Source organism: Alphaproteobacteria bacterium LSUCC0719, assembly GCA_040839025.1.
In the GTDB taxonomy this organism is placed as follows: domain Bacteria; phylum Pseudomonadota; class Alphaproteobacteria; order Puniceispirillales; family Puniceispirillaceae; genus UBA8309.
The window spans coordinates 813,424-831,397 of the sequence record JBFPJN010000001.1 but is presented as its reverse complement, the minus strand read 5'-3'; the positions used below and the strand labels follow the sequence as shown (position 1 = coordinate 831,397).

Annotated in this window: 17 protein-coding genes; 15 read left to right on the top strand and 2 right to left on the bottom strand. The window is 58.3% G+C overall.

Annotated elements, in window-relative coordinates:
- The first annotated feature begins 61 nt into the window (after positions 1 to 61).
- From AB3X55_03975 to AB3X55_03965, 3 genes are all read left to right on the top strand, one after another.
- Positions 62 to 1,303 carry an alginate lyase family protein gene (locus AB3X55_03975; protein ID MEX0502731.1) on the top strand — a complete coding sequence of 414 codons (1,242 nt, stop codon included), beginning with the start codon at positions 62 to 64 and terminating at the stop codon, positions 1,301 to 1,303.
- Positions 1,304 to 1,836: 533 nt separating this feature from the next.
- Positions 1,837 to 3,804: a DEAD/DEAH box helicase gene (locus AB3X55_03970; GenBank protein ID MEX0502730.1), complete on the top strand. Its 1,968-nt coding sequence runs from the start codon at positions 1,837 to 1,839 to the stop codon at positions 3,802 to 3,804.
- A 150-nt stretch (positions 3,805 to 3,954) separates the two neighbouring features.
- Entirely contained in the window at positions 3,955 to 4,983 is a 1,029-nt protein-coding gene (locus tag AB3X55_03965; GenBank protein MEX0502729.1) for a hypothetical protein, read from the top strand.
- A 32-nt stretch (positions 4,984 to 5,015) separates the two neighbouring features.
- On the opposite strand, the gene AB3X55_03960 is transcribed toward AB3X55_03965, so the two are convergent.
- Both AB3X55_03960 and AB3X55_03955 read right to left on the bottom strand, forming a co-directional pair.
- The gene (locus tag AB3X55_03960; GenBank protein ID MEX0502728.1) at positions 5,016 to 5,885 is read right to left on the bottom strand and encodes a DUF3445 domain-containing protein; all 870 of its coding nucleotides are present in this window, start codon (positions 5,883 to 5,885) and stop codon (positions 5,016 to 5,018) included.
- A 139-nt stretch (positions 5,886 to 6,024) separates the two neighbouring features.
- Entirely contained in the window at positions 6,025 to 6,762 is a 738-nt protein-coding gene (locus AB3X55_03955) for a tetratricopeptide repeat protein (GenBank protein ID MEX0502727.1), read from the bottom strand.
- Between the two features lie 341 nt (positions 6,763 to 7,103).
- Here AB3X55_03955 and rpmF point away from each other — a divergent pair, with 341 nt between their 5' ends.
- The 12 genes from rpmF to AB3X55_03895 all read left to right on the top strand — a co-directional run bounded on the left by rpmF (position 7,104) and on the right by AB3X55_03895 (position 17,938).
- The gene (gene rpmF, locus AB3X55_03950; protein MEX0502726.1) at positions 7,104 to 7,289 is read left to right on the top strand and encodes a 50S ribosomal protein L32; all 186 of its coding nucleotides are present in this window, start codon (positions 7,104 to 7,106) and stop codon (positions 7,287 to 7,289) included.
- A 54-nt stretch (positions 7,290 to 7,343) separates the two neighbouring features.
- Positions 7,344 to 7,673, top strand: a complete 330-nt coding sequence (gene hspQ, locus AB3X55_03945; GenBank protein ID MEX0502725.1) for a heat shock protein HspQ — start codon at positions 7,344 to 7,346, stop codon at positions 7,671 to 7,673.
- Between the two features lie 290 nt (positions 7,674 to 7,963).
- On the top strand, positions 7,964 to 8,455 hold the full coding sequence (locus AB3X55_03940; protein MEX0502724.1) for an SUF system Fe-S cluster assembly regulator: 492 nt from the start codon (positions 7,964 to 7,966) through the stop codon (positions 8,453 to 8,455).
- Between the two features lie 14 nt (positions 8,456 to 8,469).
- Positions 8,470 to 9,921: a Fe-S cluster assembly protein SufB gene (gene sufB / locus AB3X55_03935; protein MEX0502723.1), complete on the top strand. Its 1,452-nt coding sequence runs from the start codon at positions 8,470 to 8,472 to the stop codon at positions 9,919 to 9,921.
- Positions 9,922 to 9,967: 46 nt separating this feature from the next.
- The gene (sufC, locus tag AB3X55_03930; protein MEX0502722.1) at positions 9,968 to 10,723 is read left to right on the top strand and encodes a Fe-S cluster assembly ATPase SufC; all 756 of its coding nucleotides are present in this window, start codon (positions 9,968 to 9,970) and stop codon (positions 10,721 to 10,723) included.
- The gene (gene sufD / locus AB3X55_03925) at positions 10,698 to 11,936 is read left to right on the top strand and encodes a Fe-S cluster assembly protein SufD (protein ID MEX0502721.1); all 1,239 of its coding nucleotides are present in this window, start codon (positions 10,698 to 10,700) and stop codon (positions 11,934 to 11,936) included. The genes sufC and sufD overlap by 26 nt, the downstream gene beginning before the upstream one ends.
- Positions 11,936 to 13,171 carry a cysteine desulfurase gene (locus AB3X55_03920; GenBank protein ID MEX0502720.1) on the top strand — a complete coding sequence of 412 codons (1,236 nt, stop codon included), beginning with the start codon at positions 11,936 to 11,938 and terminating at the stop codon, positions 13,169 to 13,171. The genes sufD and AB3X55_03920 overlap by 1 nt, the downstream gene beginning before the upstream one ends.
- Positions 13,172 to 13,288: 117 nt before the next feature.
- Entirely contained in the window at positions 13,289 to 13,627 is a 339-nt protein-coding gene (locus AB3X55_03915; protein ID MEX0502719.1) for an iron-sulfur cluster assembly protein, read from the top strand.
- 57 nt (positions 13,628 to 13,684) lie between these two features.
- Positions 13,685 to 14,041, top strand: a complete 357-nt coding sequence (locus AB3X55_03910; protein ID MEX0502718.1) for a HesB/IscA family protein — start codon at positions 13,685 to 13,687, stop codon at positions 14,039 to 14,041.
- Between the two features lie 90 nt (positions 14,042 to 14,131).
- A complete protein-coding gene (locus tag AB3X55_03905) occupies positions 14,132 to 15,967 on the top strand; it encodes an ABC transporter ATP-binding protein/permease (protein MEX0502717.1) in 1,836 nt (611 codons plus the stop codon).
- 11 nt (positions 15,968 to 15,978) lie between these two features.
- Positions 15,979 to 16,944 carry an alpha/beta fold hydrolase gene (locus AB3X55_03900; GenBank protein MEX0502716.1) on the top strand — a complete coding sequence of 322 codons (966 nt, stop codon included), beginning with the start codon at positions 15,979 to 15,981 and terminating at the stop codon, positions 16,942 to 16,944.
- A gap of 97 nt (positions 16,945 to 17,041) precedes the next feature.
- A complete protein-coding gene (locus AB3X55_03895; GenBank protein ID MEX0502715.1) occupies positions 17,042 to 17,938 on the top strand; it encodes a dihydrodipicolinate synthase family protein in 897 nt (298 codons plus the stop codon).
- Positions 17,939 to 17,974: the final 36 nt, after the last annotated feature.

The window sequence follows — 17,974 nt, the reverse complement described above, 5'->3', positions numbered from 1 at the left end:
ATCCGCTGCTCGCGTAAAGCCCTGTTCATTCGCATTTGTCACTGTTTAGGGCTTTAATTTTATGAGCTTTCGTCTCCTTTTGACTGTTTTGGCACTATCGCTTTGCTTTGACGGAGCTTATGCCAAAGATTGGAGTAAAAAGAGCGAAACAGTTGATTTTACGCGCGATCCAAAGGGTTTTTGGAAGGCTACTGCCAAAGCCTCCGAATGCTACAGCGATCCATTCTTCATTCCTGGAATACAAAAGGGGCTTACATCGCCTCGTAAATTCACGGCCAATACCTCAAATAATCTCAATTACATCCGTCGTTTGTCGCCAACAGGTCAGTGCCGGACATTGATACAGAGGCCAAGGATACCCAAACCACTTGTTGATGCGGAAATCGACTCCGACTACCACGGCAACACAAAAGATAGATTTCAGGTCTATTACGAGTTCCTGGCCCTAAATATCGCGGCAAATCGGGATGGGACACAAATAGCTCCCCAAGAGCGACTGATCGAATTTTTGGCAAACTGGTCAGAGCAAAACGCGCTTAGTAAGAACATCAGATTTAGCGGGATAAAAGCTTACAGGTTGGATTATCACGTTCAGGCGCTTTTACCTCTCATGATCGTTGCATATTCAGACACTGCAAAGCAAATGACGGCTGACCAAAGGCTTTCAGTAGGGTCGTGGCTAAATCGTCTGGTTGGTCAAAGCCAAAAGTCGAGTTTCACCACGCAGGATAACAAAAATTACCTTAGACATTACACAGCAATGTTGTGGGGCATTTTGGTTGGCGATGACCGTCTGATTGATCAAGCGAGAAAGGCCTACCGCTCCGCATTGTACTACATGAGGCCAGATGGCACTTTCCCAACAGACGTGGCGCGGGGAGGAATGGGGCTCCACTACCAGAATTTGTCAGTCAATGTACTTGTCACTATGGCAGCTGCGAGCCAGGCTATTGGTGAGGACTGGATAAATATGGAGGTAAATGGACGCTCGTTGCACGATGCTGTTGGATGGTTGGTGAAGGCCAATCAGGATAAAAGTTTGAACAGGCAATACGCACGGAGTTGCCCAAGTGGTTCATTCGGTACAATCGAAGAGCCAAACCTGCATTACCGTGAAAAGCCAGGTTTTTCTGGCGAGAGTGACTCTTCTTGGGTTGAGCTATATTTAAAGTTGACGACTGGTAGCAACAAGAACCGAGAAATAGCCTCCAGTCTGAATTGGTCTTACGACACACCACTTTCTTTACCTCAATATGCAATTTGGTCAAAAGCACTCGGACCGCAGAACTGCATATGGTTTTAAAACTCAAAAGTGTTACGCAGAAAACTTGGCATCGTTTTGGTGTGTCTTTTTTTGGGTGGGCTGCAGGTTACCACTATTAATGCTGCGCAAAGCGCTACGGCCTGTATCGGGCTTTGTTGTACCGTTCATAGTCAACCTTTGACACATTCGGAGAGGGATGGCCCAGAATTAACGAAGAGATGCGCTGGAGCGCGATCGAACTAGGTTGAGGATGAAACCTCGGCCTTTTTTGGTGATTGCCAAAGGTGCAAAAGGGGCCTACAAGGCACCAACCTTGGCACCATTTAGGGCAAAAATCTTTGCAAAATAGTGACAACTGGTTATTCTAAGAACTGTAGATAGTCCATTGAATACAGGGCGTTACATTAAATCTAGAGAGTCACGGGCTGCTTTGCAAGCAGGAGGTCGTCGGTTCGATCCCGTCTGGCTCCACCATTTTCTGTCAGCATCGCTATGATAATCTCATGTCCCGCGGTTGATGGATGCCGCGGTGCCTGTCCTGTATGTTCCGGGATGGCCCGGGAAGGAGAGTCATGAGCATCGACGAGACGCCCTCAGCGCCCGCACCCGAGTCACGTGAACCAGCCGGCCAGGGTATCCCCACGACCACAGATGGGGCCATAGCTGACGATGAGGCAGGCACACCGTTTCCATCCGATCCGTTTTTCGAACTTGGTCTGGCGCCGACAATCGTCGATGACATTGGCGCGCAGGGTCTGACCACCCCGACGCCGATCCAGCGGGACGCCATTCCCGCGATCCTAGAGGGACGCGACCTGATCGGTCTTGCCCAGACCGGCACAGGCAAGACGGCCGCCTATCTTCTGCCACTGCTTCACATTCTTCTTGAAAAGCGCAAGGCCAAGCTGCCGCGCCATACAAGTATCCTTGTGCTGGTTCCGACGCGTGAACTCGCCTATCAGGTTTCGGACAGCATCAAGGCTTTCTCGACCAGCCTGAAGGTGCGGTATCTCACCATTTGCGGCGGCGAGCGCTATGATTTCCAGATCCGCGCCCTGAACAAGGGTGTGGACATCATCGTCGCCACGCCAGGCCGGTTCGAGGATCTGCAGGCCAAGGGAAAGATTGATCTGGGCCAGATTGAGCATTTCGTTCTCGATGAGGGCGACCAGATGATTGATCTGGGGTTCCTGCCGCCTATCAAGCGTATATTCGAAGCATTGCCGTCATCGTCGCAGACCGTGTTTTTCTCGGCAACCATGCCGGAAGAGATGAAGACGCTGGCCGAAACCTTTCTGACCAATCCGGTAACCATACGGGCGGCACATGCCGGCAAGACGGTCGATGCCATCAGCCAGCGCGCCATACTGGTGACCAATGCCGATAAACGGGACATCCTGTTCGATCAGCTTGGGCTGATGGGCGGTGAACAGGCGCTGGTGTTTGTCCGCACGCGTCTGCGGGCAGATGATCTCGCGCAATGGCTGACCGACAAGGGCATCGATGCTGATGCGCTGCATGGCGACATGCGGCAGTTCATCCGCCAGAAAGTGCTGCGCCGGTTCAAGAAGGGGGAATTGCGCGTGCTTGTCGCCACCGATGTCGCGGCACGTGGCATCGATGTGTCGGGCCTTGGCATGGTGGTCAATTTCGACCTTCCCGAAATGGCCGAATCCTATGTCCACAGGATTGGCCGGACAGGCCGCGCGGGACAGACAGGCACGGCGCTGTCGATCTGCAGTGTCGCGGACCAGGAAAAGCTGGCGGCTGTCCTTGCCCATGTCGGGCAGCGGCTGGAAATTTATGATTCGAACGGAAACGCGGTTACCGAATTCACGCCCGAACGCGCCCCGAAAAAGGGACGGGGGCGTGGCCGCCCGCCACGTCACTCGCGTGATAGTGGCCGACGCCAGGGTGGGTTTCAGGGCAAACCGTCCGGCACCTATAAAGGCAAGCCAGATGCCAAACAGGGTGGCAAGCCGACCGGTAAACCGACCGGAAAGCCTACCGGAAAGCCTACCGGAAAACCGGCGGGCAAGCCCATTGCCAAGTCCGGTGACAGGGGTAAGTCCGGTGACAGGGGTGGTGCAAAACCGGGTGGAAAGCCCGCAGGCAAGCCGTTTGGCAAATCCAATGGCAAATGGCCCGCCAGCAAGCCGGCTTCGGGAAAACCAAAATCGAAACCATTCGGCAAGCCATCCGGCAAATCCGGCGATGGTCAGTCGTCTAAGCATCACCAGTCCAGGCCAGACGCGCCCGCCCATTCCAAGGGCAAGCCTGACACAAGACAGGGTGGCAAGCCCGCATCCGGCAAGCCCGCATCCGGCAAGCCCACATCCGGCAAGCCCACATCCGGCAAGCCCACATCCGGCAAGACAGCACCCACCAAGGATCGGGGAACAGGTGTCCTGACGCTGCCCGGTGGTGGCAAGGCGGTAAAGCCGCATGGTGGCAAAGCAAAGCCCCGTGGCGCGCGGCCCGGTCAACGCCGTGGTGACGGTGGCATGCGTCCGCTCAGTCGCCGCCGCCGCCAATCTTGACCCCAAATCCAATCTTGACCCCGAATATTGACCCCAAATATTGCCGATGCGATTCTGTGACATGTGACGGCAGTGCCTGCCCGCCGACATATGGGTTTCGATTGTTGGGATAACAGGGTCATTCACATCCACTGTCACATGCTGTGTCACATGCTTGCGCGATCCGGGGTGGCGCGATCCGGGCGCACAGGGTCATTCAGCCTGATCCTTCGTCAGGGACTGGTGGTGCTGTTGCCGCTGATCGGCCTCTGGATCATCGCCGGTGCCGCCCATGCCGGTGAAGCCGGGCCGCAGCCTGCCGCCGAGACAGCTCTGTCCGCCGGGAATGGGGCCTCCACCGCCACCATCACAAAACATTTATGGCCGCGTCCGGACAATGCCATCACCACCTATGGGGGCTGGCGGTGCCAGGATGGATTTGCGCTTGGGTTGTCCGGGCGCTGCGAAGCCGTCCGTGCGCCCTCCAACGCCATTGTCGTTGGCAATGTGTGGCGATGCATGCCCGGTTTTGTCAGACAGGCTGGTGCATGCAAGCGCCTTGTGGCGCCGGCCCACGGCTATGTTCAATCCAACATTATCAAATGCCGCGCTGGATACAGGCTCAGCGAAAAGACCACATGCGAGGTCGTGGTGGCACCGCAAAACGCCATCATCGTCGGCAATGGCTGGCGATGTCTGGCAGGCTATGTGCGCAAGGGCGATCAATGCAGCATCATCACGGCACCGGCAAACAGCTATATTCGCGGCAACAGGTGGGTATGCCACACAGGCTATCAGATCACCGAGACCGGCTGCGTAGCTGTAAGGGCACCCGCCCATGCAATCGTGCGTGGTGGCAGCTGGGCCTGCATGCCGGGTTTTGCCGAGGATGGTGAGATATGCCGACAGATCAAGGCACCTGCCAATGCACGCATCGACGGCAACAGCTGGGTCTGCAATCCGGGCTATCTTCGCGCCGATGACCGTTGCACCAAGCTGCTGGTGCCTGCCAACGCCACCATCCGCGGCAACAGCTGGAGCTGCAATGCCGGATTCCAGTCGGACGGCAAGGGGGGATGCCGACGGATCGTCGCGCCGCTGAACAGGACGGTGCGCGGCCATGGGTGGGTCTGCAATCCGGGGTTTGTCCGGTCTGACGACGGGCGTGCCTGCCTGTCTGTCACCCCGCCAGCCAGCTGATCTGCCGGCTGGCAGACACTCCAGGCTTGTGGTCAGGCATGCTTGCCAAGATGGGCCTTCAGCGCGTCTTCAAACAGGCCAACGCCCTTGTAGTCCCGCATCTGGGGTGACATCAGATCCAGCATCTCGGCAAGCGATGCCAACGCGCCCGGCACCCCGGCCCAGCGTGCAACCGGTTCGACATAGGTGCGGATGGTGAACAGGATCTGGCCGCTGTTGGCCAGTTTTCGCAATGTCTGGCTTTCCATACGCACGAAGATCTCGTTGATTCCGGCACCGGACGACAATGGTCTGCGATGTGCCCGGCGTGGTGTGAACAGCTGTTCGCTGGTCACGATGGACCAGTTCCAGCGATGGCTGATCGGCCCGACCTGCATGTGCGTGAAAAAACGGTCCATCGGGGTCTCTAGCTGTTCGGCATAATGCGGTACAGGTTCGTGGATTCCGGCAAGTGGTCGCCCCATCTTGTCAGCCAGAACCCAATGTGCAGGAAAGGCCAGCGCCGCTGCGACAAGGCGCCAGTCCAGCATGCCGGTGCCATCGGCACGCACAGATGGCGCCAGCAGCAGCAGATCCTCGGGAACAAGCCGCGCTGCAGCTTCCAGTGGATGTGTGTCCACGGCGGGATCGCAGGGTGTCACCCCATGATAGGTCACAAGGTGGTTTGTGATCATCGCCAACACCTCATGACCCGCGGCCAGCGAGTCAGGGGTGGCGGCAAACACCTCGTCATGATGCTGGGCGAACAGTCTTGCCCTCTCGGCCATCTGTCGTGATCGTCTGTCCGGATCGCCAAAGGCGTCTTCAGCTGGCAGCCATTCGGCCTCGCTTCGAGACCGCAGACCAAGCGTGAATCGATGGCCCAAGCGTTGCCAAGGTGCCTGCCTGCCGTGGTTGTCCATATTGGTCACCATCTGCTCATTGATCCGTATCGCGCCCTGGCCCGGGTCGAATGTGATCCGGAATGCCTATTCTGAACGCCGAGAGGGGATCATGGCAAGCCGACGGTGTGGGGCAGCCAAGGTGCCCCGCGCCCGGTGGTCAGACAGGTTGACCGGTCAGTCTGGCGGCAGCGGCTGACGCCTGGGTGGCAAGTTGATGCGGAATCCGCGACCGGATGGACTTTGCGATCTCGATGATACGCGAGCCCGGCAGCGCGTCACTATGCCTGCGGACAGCGTTGTTCCGGGCCATGATCGCCCAGAAATAGGCCTGACGCAGGTCAGCCTGCTTTGCCTTGTCATGCGACAGCAGGACGGCCAGATTGAACTGTGCGGTCGTATGATTGGCTCTGGCGGCAAATCTGTACAGCTGGATGGCCTTGGTGACGTCTCTGGTGGTGCCAATCCCCCTTTCGAACTGCGATGCCGCCTCGAAGATGGATGCCACATGACCTGCCGCAGCGGCACGGGCGAAATGCCTGTGCGACAGGGTGGGGCGAGATGCAAGGGCACCCCGGTCCTGACGATAGATCAGCCCAAGAACGTAATTGGCCGTTGGATTGCCCCGGTCGGCATGTGGGTTCAGGATTGTGATGGCATCGCGCAGCCGTCCCGCCCTGGCCGCGATGATTCCGGTTTCAAGGGATGCGGTGGCGATATTCCGAGGTTCCCCGGCAGGTTCGGCATCGGCGAACGTCCTTGTGGTGCCGGCACCAAGCAGGGACGCAGCGACAAAAAGCACTGCCATCCACCCGCGCATGTCGAGGAACGCGGAGAGGGGGGGATGGAAAGATCTGGCACCGTTGGTGACGGTCGTGGTCGCAATGAAACGGGTCATGGGTAATCTCCTGATAAACGTGTCCGTGCGGCGTTGGGCCATGTCGTCAGGCTAGAAAGGCGAGGTAAAAAAAACGTTAATCTCTTTATTAATTCATGCTGCCTCACGGAATCGTGAAAGCAGGAGGCCCAAAGAGCGGTGCTGTGGCCGGTCTGTCATCCCTGTTGTGCGCCTTGGAGACAGTGCATGGTGCCAGCGCCGGGTGACACCGCCGGGTGACACTGCTGGTTGACAGTGGCCGGGCTTTCGCCTAGATAACCCGTTCTGGTCTGCAGCCTGCCCGTCGGGTGGCCGCAGCCTGCTGGTTCCGGAAATTCCAGTCTAGATGAGAGAACAGAACGATGGCCGTTCCAAAGTCCAAAATTACGCGCTCGAAGCGCAACATGCGCCGCGCTCATGACGCCCTGAAGGGTGACGCCTATGTCGAAGACAAGACAACAGGCGAACTTCATCGTCCGCACCATATCGATCTGAAGACCGGCATGTATCGTGGCCGTCAGGTCATGAAGGTCAAGGAACGCTTCTAGCCTCAGGCTGGAGGTCGGCGCGACTGTTTGAACGGTTTGTGCCACCTGATCCGTATGGAGCATAGAAACGCCAAATTCAGCATCGGCGCGATCGTTCGTCACCGGCACTATCCGTTCCGGGGCGTGATCATTGATGTCGACCCTGAATTCGACAATACCGAAGAATGGTATGAGTCGATCCCGCCCGAGGTGCGCCCGCACAAGGATCAGCCCTTCTATCATCTGCTGGCGGAAAATGCCGACAGCTATTACACCGCTTATGTCAGCCAGCAGAATCTGGTGGGTGACAGCGAGAACGGCCCGGTCGGCCATCCGGATATCGACGAGATGTTCGACGGCCTTGACGAGGGGCGCTACACCCTGCGCCGCGAGGCCTGTAACTGAGGCCTCCAAACGGGCCTTCAAACGGGGGCCTTTGATGCGGCTGACCCGGCGGTGCGACAAAGCCGCCCAACGCCCTGTTTCATGCTTTCCTTCCTTGCATTCATTCTAAGTAAGGCCTACATCCTTCTAATCAGGACCAAATTGGTCTTGATTATGATAATCATTCGCAACGCTGGCCCCGCCCCGCAGCAAACAAGCGGTGGCAGGGGGGTAACGGCGGCGCGTTTGAAGATGACACAGGCTTAAGAAGACTCAGGTCAAAAAAGACACGGGCTTAAGGAGATAGTGGCTTGCTTCGGCTGAACCGCATGACCGACTATGCGATCGTTGTGCTTGGTGCGCTGGCGCACCGGCGCGGCGAAGTGCTGGCGACGGCGCAGCTTGCCGCGCTGACGGGACTGGCGCAGCCGACGGTCGCCAAGGTTGCCAAGCATCTTCAGGCCGGAAACCTTTTGACAACCCGTCGCGGTGCCAGCGGTGGCTATGTCCTCCAGGGCCGGCCGGAGGATATTTCTCTGGTCACCATCGTCGAGGTCGTTGAGGGGCCGATTGCCGTCAATGGATGTGTTGACGGCGCGCATGATCCCTGTTCGGTCGCCAATTGCTGTTTCATGAGCAATCAGTGGAACAAGGTCAACAGCGCCATTCGCTCGACGCTTGAAGGCATCAGCCTTGCCGATCTGATCGACCCGTCACAGCTGTTCACAGCGTCGCCTGAGATAGCAGATACAACCCCATCCCCCCACAGGCCCGACGCCGCTGGCGACGGTCCCAGACCATAACGAGGAAACTGGATATGGCCGCAACTACGGAAACCATTGCACAGGTCGAACAGGCGACCGGGAAATACAAATATGGTTTCGTCACCGACATCGAAACGGACAAGGCACCAAAAGGCCTGAATGAAGATATCATCCGTTTCATCTCGGCGAAGAAGGACGAGCCTGAATGGATGCTGGACTGGCGTCTGAAGGCTTATCGGCGTTGGTTGACCATGGACAGTCCCGACTGGGCGAAGCTCGATATTCCGCCAATCGACTATCAGGATATCCATTATTACGCCGCGCCGAAGGCCGCCGAGAAGCTGAAATCGCTTGATGAGGTGGATCCGGAACTGCTGGCCACCTATGAAAAGCTCGGCATTCCGCTGAATGAACAGAAAATGCTGGCCAATGTGGCGGTTGATGCGGTGTTCGACTCGGTATCCGTCGCCACGACATTCCGCGAGGAACTGTCAAAGGCCGGGGTCATCTTCTGCCCCATTTCCGAGGCGATCCGCGATTATCCCGAACTGGTGCAACGCTATCTTGGTTCGGTGGTGCCGGTTGGTGACAATTATTTCGCCGCGCTGAATTCGGCTGTCTTTACCGACGGGTCTTTCGTCTACATTCCAAAGGGCGTCCGCTGCCCGATGGAACTGTCGACCTATTTCCGGATCAATGAGCAGAATACCGGCCAGTTCGAACGCACCCTGATCATCGCCGAGGATGAGTCCTATGTCAGCTATCTCGAGGGCTGTACCGCGCCGCAGCGTGATGAAAACCAGCTGCACGCGGCTGTTGTCGAACTGGTTGCGCTGACCGATGCGGAAATCAAATATTCGACTGTCCAGAACTGGTATCCGGGCGATGAAAACGGCAAGGGCGGGATCTATAATTTCGTCACCAAGCGTGGCATCTGCCGCGGTGACAGGTCGAAGATTTCCTGGACACAGGTTGAAACCGGGTCCGCGATCACCTGGAAATATCCTTCCTGCGTGCTGCGCGGCAAGGACAGTGTCGGTGAATTCTATTCGGTTGCGCTGACCAACAACATGCAGCAGGCCGATACCGGCACGAAAATGATCCATATTGGCGAGGGAAGCCGGTCAACGATCATCTCCAAGGGTATTTCGGCCGGCAGATCGCAGAACTGCTATCGCGGATTGGTTCACATGCAGCCGACCGCCGAGAACGCCCGCAATTTCACACAATGTGACTCGCTGCTGATCGGCGACAAATGCGGTGCCCACACAGTGCCGTACATTGTCTCGCGCAATCCCAGCGCGAAGATCGAGCATGAGGCAACAACATCGCGGATCTCGGAAGATCAGCTTTTCTATTGCCTGCAGCGCGGCATCGGCGAAGAGGACGCGGTGTCGCTGATCGTGAACGGCTTCTGCAAGGAAGTGATGAAGGAATTGCCGATGGAGTTCGCCGTCGAAGCGCAGAAACTCATCGGTATCAGCCTTGAAGGGTCGGTCGGCTGACCGCCGCCCCGCCTCGAGGTTTGGTTTTTGAAAGAACGGAAAGACAATGACAGCTTTGCTAGAAATTCGTGATCTCCATGCCAGTATCGGCGACAAGCCGATTCTGAAAGGGATCAATCTGACCATCAATGCCGGTGAGGTTCATGCCATCATGGGGCCGAACGGTTCCGGCAAGAGTACCATGTCCTACGTCCTTGCCGGGCGTGACGGGTATGAGGTCACAGGTGGCGACATCCTGATGAATGGGGTGTCGATGCTGGAGATGGAACCCGACGAGCGCGCCCGCGCCGGCATTTTCCTGGCGTTTCAGTATCCTGTCGAATTGCCCGGTGTCGGCGGTATGAGTTTCCTGCGGGCGGCAGTCAATGCGCGCCGCGTCGAGGCCGGCGAGGACGAGATCGACCAGCTTGGCTTCGTGAAGATCGTCCGCGAAAAGGCACGCATTCTCGGGGTCAGCGACGACATGCTGAAACGTGCCGTGAATGTCGGGTTCTCCGGCGGCGAGAAGAAACGCTACGAGATCCTGCAGATGGCGCTTCTCGAGCCGACAATGGCGGTTCTTGATGAAACTGATTCCGGCCTTGATGTCGATGCGCTGCGGATTGTGTCCGAAGGTGTCAATCTGCTTCGTGATCCGGGCCGTGCGATGCTGGTCATCACCCATTACCAGCGGCTGTTGAACCATATTGTGCCTGATCATGTGCATATTCTTGCCGATGGCAGGATCCGCAGATCGGGTGGCAAGGAACTGGCTCTAGAGGTGGAGGAATCCGGATATGCCGGGATCGATGATGCAGCCTGAAACAGGGTCTGATTCCCTATTGCAGGGGGTTCGCGCCGATGCGCTTGCCCGCTGGCAGCAGGATGGCTGGCCGGGTCCGCGGGTCGAGGCCTGGCGCTATACCCGCATTGATTCGCTTGCCGAACGCGGGTTTGTGCCGGCGTCCGCCCTTGCCGGTGCCGCCAGCGGTCCGGGTGCCGTCGCCGCCGCTGGTATTTCGGCGCATGTCATCAGGTTCGAGAACGGGGTTCTTGACCCGTCGGGTCTTGCCGGGCTGCCGGATGGTCTGACGGTCAGCGACCTTGCGGGTGATGAACAGGCGCTTGCCCGCCTGCAGCAACTGGCACCGAAAGGCCATCCGGTCAGCACACTGTCCCTTGCGACGATGACCGGTGGCATCGTGATTGATGTTGACGGGGTGGTCACACCGCCGCTGATGCTGTTGTTCGAGGGCCGGGACGAGGCGTCATCGACACATCCCGCCATTCTGCTCAGGCTTGCGCCGGAGGCGCATCTTCAGCTTGCCGAATGGCACCAGTCCGATGTCGGGCTGGCCGCGCCGCTGATTGGCGTCGATATCGCTGCCGGTGCGCGGCTTGAACAGGTCAAGGTTCAGGCCGAGGGTGCATCGACAACGCATCTTGCGGCCACCGGTGTTGCGCTTGGCGAAGGCGCGTCCATTGCCGGCTTCAGCCTCAGCACCGGTGGGGTGCTGGCGCGGCTTGAAACGCATGTCGTATTTGCCGGTTCAGGTGCCGATTGCCAATTGTCGGCGATCTATATGGGCCGTGGCAAACAGCATCAGGACATCACCACATACATGGATCATGCTGTTGCCGAATGTACCTCGAACCAGATCATTCGCGGGGTGCTGGATGACAGCTCGCGCGGGGTCTATCAGGGGCGTGTTCATGTGGCTCCGGACGCGCAGAAGACCGATGGTCAGCAGATGGCGCGGGCGCTGCTGCTGTCGCGCAAGGCCGAGGTCGATGCCAAGCCAGAGCTGGAAATCTATGCCGATGACGTTATCTGTGCGCATGGCGCGACGGTTGGCGAACTTGATGCAACACAGCTGTTCTATCTCACAAGCCGCGGTATTCCTTATGAAACGGCTCGGGCAATGTTGATCGAGGCCTTCCTCATCGACACCATCGAGACGATTGAAAACGATGTTCTGGCCAGCCTTCTGCGGCCGGTCGCCGAAGCGTGGCTTGCCGGGGGGGAGACTGCGTGATGGATGGGGCGCGCCGGGAATTCGATCTTGAGGCGATCCGGTCGGATTTTCCGATTCTGGCGCGGACCGTTCATGGCAAGCCGTTAGTCTATCTCGACAGCGCGGCGTCGGCGCAAAAGCCGCAGCAGGTGCTTGACGCGCTGCTGTCGGCCTATCAGGACACCTATTCCAATGTTCATCGTGGACTGCATTTCCTGTCCGAAGCCTCGACCGATCTGTATGAGTCGGTTCGCGGCAAGGTGGCCGGCTTCATCGGCGCTGCGTCCGGTGACGAGATCGTGCTGACAGCCGGGGCGACTATGTCGCTGAACCTGATCGCGCGGTGCTGGGCCGAGCCACGGTTGCAGCCCGGAGATGAAATCCTGATCAGCATCGCCGAGCATCACGCCAATATCGTGCCCTGGCAGATGGTGGCCGAAAAGACTGGCGCAAAGGTGCGTGCCTTCACGCTTGAGGATGATGGTGCCTTTTCGATGGACCGTCTTCGTGCCGAGATCAGCGACAAAACGCGGATCATTGCCGTGCCGCATGTCTCGAACGTTCTTGGCACAGTGTTTCCGATCGCCGACATATCCGGCGTGGCCCGTGATATCGGGGCGCTGATGGTTGTTGATGGCTGTCAGGGCGTTGTTCACATGCCGGTTGATGTCATGGCGCTTGGGGCTGATTTCTATGTGTTTTCAGCGCATAAGCTTTATGGTCCAAACGGTGTCGGTGTGCTGTGGGGGCGGGCCGAGATCCTGGCCGAAATGCCGCCCTTTCTTGGTGGTGGTGACATGATCGACCGCGTGACCATCGACAAGACGACCTATGCGCCGCCACCGGTTCGTTTCGAGGCAGGCACACCAGCTATCGCCGAAACCATCGCCCTTGGGGCTGCTGTGGATTATGTCCAGTCCATCGGCATGGAGGCGATCAGGGCGCATGAACAGCAGATTCTGAGTTACGCGCACCAGCGTCTTTCAGCTGTCGAGGGGCTGAACCTCATCGGCACCGCAGCCGGCAAGTCGGGGGTTGTGTCATTCACTATGGACTGCGCTCACCCGCATGATATCTCGACCATCATCGATCATGATGGCGTGGCGATCCGGGCTGGACATCATTGTGCCCAGCCATTGATGGATCATCTCGACCTGCCATCGACGGCGCGGGCCTCGGTCGGTGTCTATTCCCGGACCGAGGATTTTGACACGCTTGCCGAGTCGCTCGAGAAGGTCCGGCGGATTTTCGGGTAGGGTGCAATGAAGGATCAGGATTACAACCCCTATCTTCCTGAAGGGCCGGGAAGCCGTCTTGCCGATGGTCCGGGGCTTGCCGATTTCCTTCCCGACACCTCTTCGGGGTTCAGGGCGATGGCGGGGAGTCCCCTGGCGGGCGCGACAGGTCCGGCTGATCAGGACGCGGTCGAGGCAGCGCTGAAAACTGTCCATGATCCAGAAATTCCGGTGAATATCTTCGATCTCGGTCTGATCTATGATGTTGATCGGCGACAGGATGGCGACGTCTATATCACCATGTCGCTGACCGCACCCGGTTGCCCCGTTGCCGGCGAGATGCCGGGCCAGGTGGCCGAGGCCGTTGCGGCGGCGGAGGGTGTTGGGGCCGTGACTGTAGAGCTTGTCTGGGAACCGGCATGGAGCCCCGAAAGGATGAGCGAGGATGCAAAGCTGGCGTTGGATCTTGGTTTTTGATATCTATGAACAATCATGGTTCGTGCCCTGTGGCCGCCAGTCCATGGAATGGAAATGATGTTTGACCCGTCGAAACCGATAATCACCCTGTCAGACGCCGCTGCCGCCCAGGTGCGTCAGTTGATTGAAACGGCTGACACGGACATTCTTGGCCTTCGTATCGGCATCAAGACGGCCGGTTGTTCCGGGTTGCAATATGATGTTCAGTACGCCACCGAGGCAAAGCCGTTCGAGGACCGGATCGAGGAAAAGGGTGTCACCCTGTTTATCGACCCGACAGCGGTGATGTTCCTTGTTGGCGCGGAAATGGACTGGGAAGAAACCAAATTCGCCTCCCGCTTTGTATTCAACAATCCGAACGAGGCCGCGCGCTGTGGCTGCGGTGAAAGCTTTACCGTCGCCGCGCAGGACTGAACAACAGCCGGATGGTTTCAGCGCTGGTAGTTTCAGGGCTGGTGGTTTCAGGGCTGGCGGTTCTGTGGCTGTGACGGGTAGGCGTTTCTGATGGCGACATCCACAATGAAGAAGACGTTTGCGCTGTTTGGTGAGCTGTGGCGCTATACAGCGCCGCGCGGCGACTGGCGTGTGCGTGGCCGTATTTCCGCGGCGTTTGGCGCGCTGGTCATGTCGCGCGGGTCGAACATCATCACGCCGCTGATGTATGGCGCTGCCGTGGATATCGTGAACCGGGAAGCCGGGTTCTCGATGAAGATGCTGCTGCTGGTCATCGCCGGTTACGCATTGTCGCGTCTTGGCCAGCAGGTATTTTCCGAGGCAAAGCAGTATCTGTTCGCGGCGGTGGCACAGCGGGCCGTGCGCGGCGCGGCGATCCGCTGTTTCGAATATCTTCACCAGCTGTCACTGCAGTTTCACCTCGATCGCCAGACAGGGGGGCTGACCCGGGCGATTGACCGCGGGGCCAAGGGAATCGAGTTCCTGCTGACGATTGTTTTCTTCGAAGTACTGCCGCTGTTTGTCGAGGTGGTGCTTGTCAGCATTATCATGTGGGTGATGTTTGGCGGTTTCTATGCCGCTGTGACCTTCACCACCGTGATGGCCTACTGCTATTTTACCGTCAGGGTGACCGAATGGCGGATCAAGTTCCGGCGCGAGATGAACAACGCCGATGAAAAAGCCGCCACACGGGCGGTTGATTCCCTGCTGAATTACGAGACGGTGAAATATTTCAACGCCGAGGCGGTGGAAACCGACCGCTATGACGAGGCGATGAAGCGCTATGAGATCATGGCCGTTCGGTCCCGCACGTCACTTTCGGTGGTCAATATCGGGCAGGGCAGCATTATCGCCATCGGGCTGGTTCTGATGATGGGTATGGCGGGTCTCGATATCCAGAACGGGAACCTGACGGTTGGTGATTTCGTGGCGGTGAACACCTATCTGCTACAGCTTTACATGCCGCTCAATTTCCTTGGCTGGGTGTATCGCGAGCTTCGCCAGGCGCTTGTCGATATGGAAAGGATGTTCGGCCTTCTGGATGAGGATGTCGATGTCCGGGACCGTCCCGGCGCGCCCGACATTGCGATTGATGGCGGGGCCGTCACCTTTGAGGATGTGCATTTTGCCTATGGTGACAGGCCGATCTTGCAGGGTGTCAGCTTTACCGTGCCAAAGGGCAAACGGGTTGCCATTGTCGGGCCAAGCGGGTCCGGCAAGACCACCATTTCTCGGCTTCTGTTCCGTTTCTATGATCCACAGAAGGGGACGGTGCGAATTGATGGCCAGAACCTGACCGAGGTGAAGCAGGGCAGTGTCCGCGCAGCAATCGGCATGGTGCCCCAGGACACGGTGATGTTCAACGCCACCATCGGCTACAATATCGGTTATGGCCGTCACGGGGCCAGCCAGGAAGAGATTGAGGCCGCATCGAAAATGGCGGCGATTGACGGCTTTATCGCCAATCTGCCAGACCATTATGACACCATGGTCGGCGAGCGTGGCCTGAAGCTGTCAGGTGGTGAAAAACAGCGTGTGGCCATCGCCAGGGCGATCCTGAAGCGGCCTTCGATCTTTCTGTTTGACGAGGCGACATCGGCACTCGACAGCCGCACTGAAAAGGAAATTCAGGCCTCATTGAATGAGGTGTCAAAGGCCCGGACAACGCTTGTCATCGCACACCGGCTGTCAACCATCATTGATGCCGACGAAATTATCGTGCTGTCCGAGGGGCGTGTCGTTGAACGTGGCACGCATGGTGAATTGCTGGTGCTGAACGGTCTCTACAAGCAGATGTGGGACCGCCAGTCAAAGGGGTTTGCCGAAGGTGATCCGCACAGCGGAGCAGATGTCGTGCCGCTTCCCGCGACGCGGCCGGCAGAGTAGACATTCCGATCATGGCGGCGCTTTCACAGGATTTTCCAATCGCCGCAAAAGCCGGGCTTGCCATGCTCGGCGGCACCGATGTTTTCATAGAGACCTCCCTTGGCCGTGTTCGAGGTCATCATTGGCCGGCGCCGAATCCCGGATCGCCGGGCCGGCCACCGATTGTCATCTGTCCCGGCTTTACAGAATTCTGTGAAAAATACGCCGATGCCGCAAAACGGCTGACAGCTTCCGGGCATGACCTGCTGATCATCGACTGGCCAGGGCAGGGGCGCTCAGGCCATCTTGGCGTGATGAAGCTGTCCGTCCATATCGATGATTTCGAGGATCATCTTGACGCGGCAGACAGGCTGATGACGGCGGTTGGGTTTGCCGCGCAGCCGGTTGTTTTTCTTGGCCATTCAATGGGTGGGCATCTGGCGCTGCGGCTTGCGGCGCGGCACCGGGGGCATGCCAAAGGTGCTGTGATCCTGTCGCCGATGATCGCGCCGCCGGTTATGCCTGTCTGGGCGGTCAGGCTTCTGGCGGCGGTTATCGTCGGGGCCGGATTTAGCCGCAAACCGGCGCTTGGGCGTGCGCCGCGTCATCTTGCCGAAGAGCGGGTGTTTCGGATGAATAACGGCCTGACGCGCGTGCAGCCTCATTATGAGGATCAGTTTCTGTGGTTTGACGATGCGCCGGAGCTGCGCCGCAGTGGTCCAACAGCTGGATGGGTGCGCGCGGCCTATGCCAGCTGTGTCGCGACAACGCTGAACAAAGGCTGGATGAAGCGGCTCGAGCTGCCGGTGCTGGCGCTGACAGCCGGAGATGAATGGATCGTTCACAAACCCTCGACCGACCGGATGCTGTCCTGTCTTCCATATTGCCAGCATGTCGACTTTGCAGGCGCCCGGCATGAATTGCTGTTTGAAACGGACGAAGTGCAGGCGGCGCTGTGGCGGCAGGTCCAGTCCTTTCTTGCCGAGCTGTCTGGCTGAGCGGTGGTGAGACGAATTGCTTCTGGCCCTTCCCACCGATCGGTGATATTTCGATTTTACCTATATGTGCCAAGGATTTTCCGGAAAGGGACACCTCATGATCAAGGGCCTGATTGCGCCGATTCTGTCGCCATTCAACGATGATCTGTCATTCAACCAGGAGCTGTATAACGCGCTTGCCGCCGAGTTGTTGTCGACCGGATGTTCGGGGCTTGCCCCCTTTGGCACCACGGGCGAGGCACTGTCTGTCAGCAGTGCCGAAAGAATGGCCGCTCTTGAAGGGCTGATTGCATCGGGCGTTGACCCGAAATGCGTCATTCCGGGAACCGGCTTGTGCAATCTGCCGGAAAGCATTGCCCTGTCGCGTCATGCCGTCGAGCTTGGCTGCGCGGGTGTGATGACTCTGCCCCCTTTCTATTTCAAGGGCATGGGTGATGATGGCTATTTCGACTATTTCGAAAAGCTGATCGACGGCGTCGACCATCCTGATCTGAAGATCTATCTCTACCATATCCCCCAGGTATCCGGTGTCGGGCTGTCGATCGATCTGGTGACGCGGCTTCGTGCTGCCTATCCCGATGTGATCGTCGGCATCAAGGACAGTTCGGGCGATTGGGACAATACGCGCCGGCTGCTGGCCATTGACGGGCTGATTGTCTATCCGGGTGCCGAATTGCCGGTGATCGACGCGATCCGCCTTGGTGGGCCGGGCTGCATTTCGGCAACCGCCAATCTGAATGGCGGTGATATCGCGCATGTGATCGATCTGTGCCATGCCGGCAAATGGGACGAGGCCGAGGCGGCGCACAAGGCGGTCAAGGAAGTGCGGTTGCTGTTCCAGGATTATGCCCCGATTCCAGCCCAGAAGGCGCTGCTGGCACGTCGGACCGGCGACGCGCGGTGGAACAATCTGCGTCCTCCCTTCCGGGCGATGAATGATGATCGGCGCGACGCGCTGGCGGCCAACCTTGAAGCCTACGGCATGCGTTTCTAAGTGACGGGACAGCGATGAAGGTGCCAGCAAGGGCAC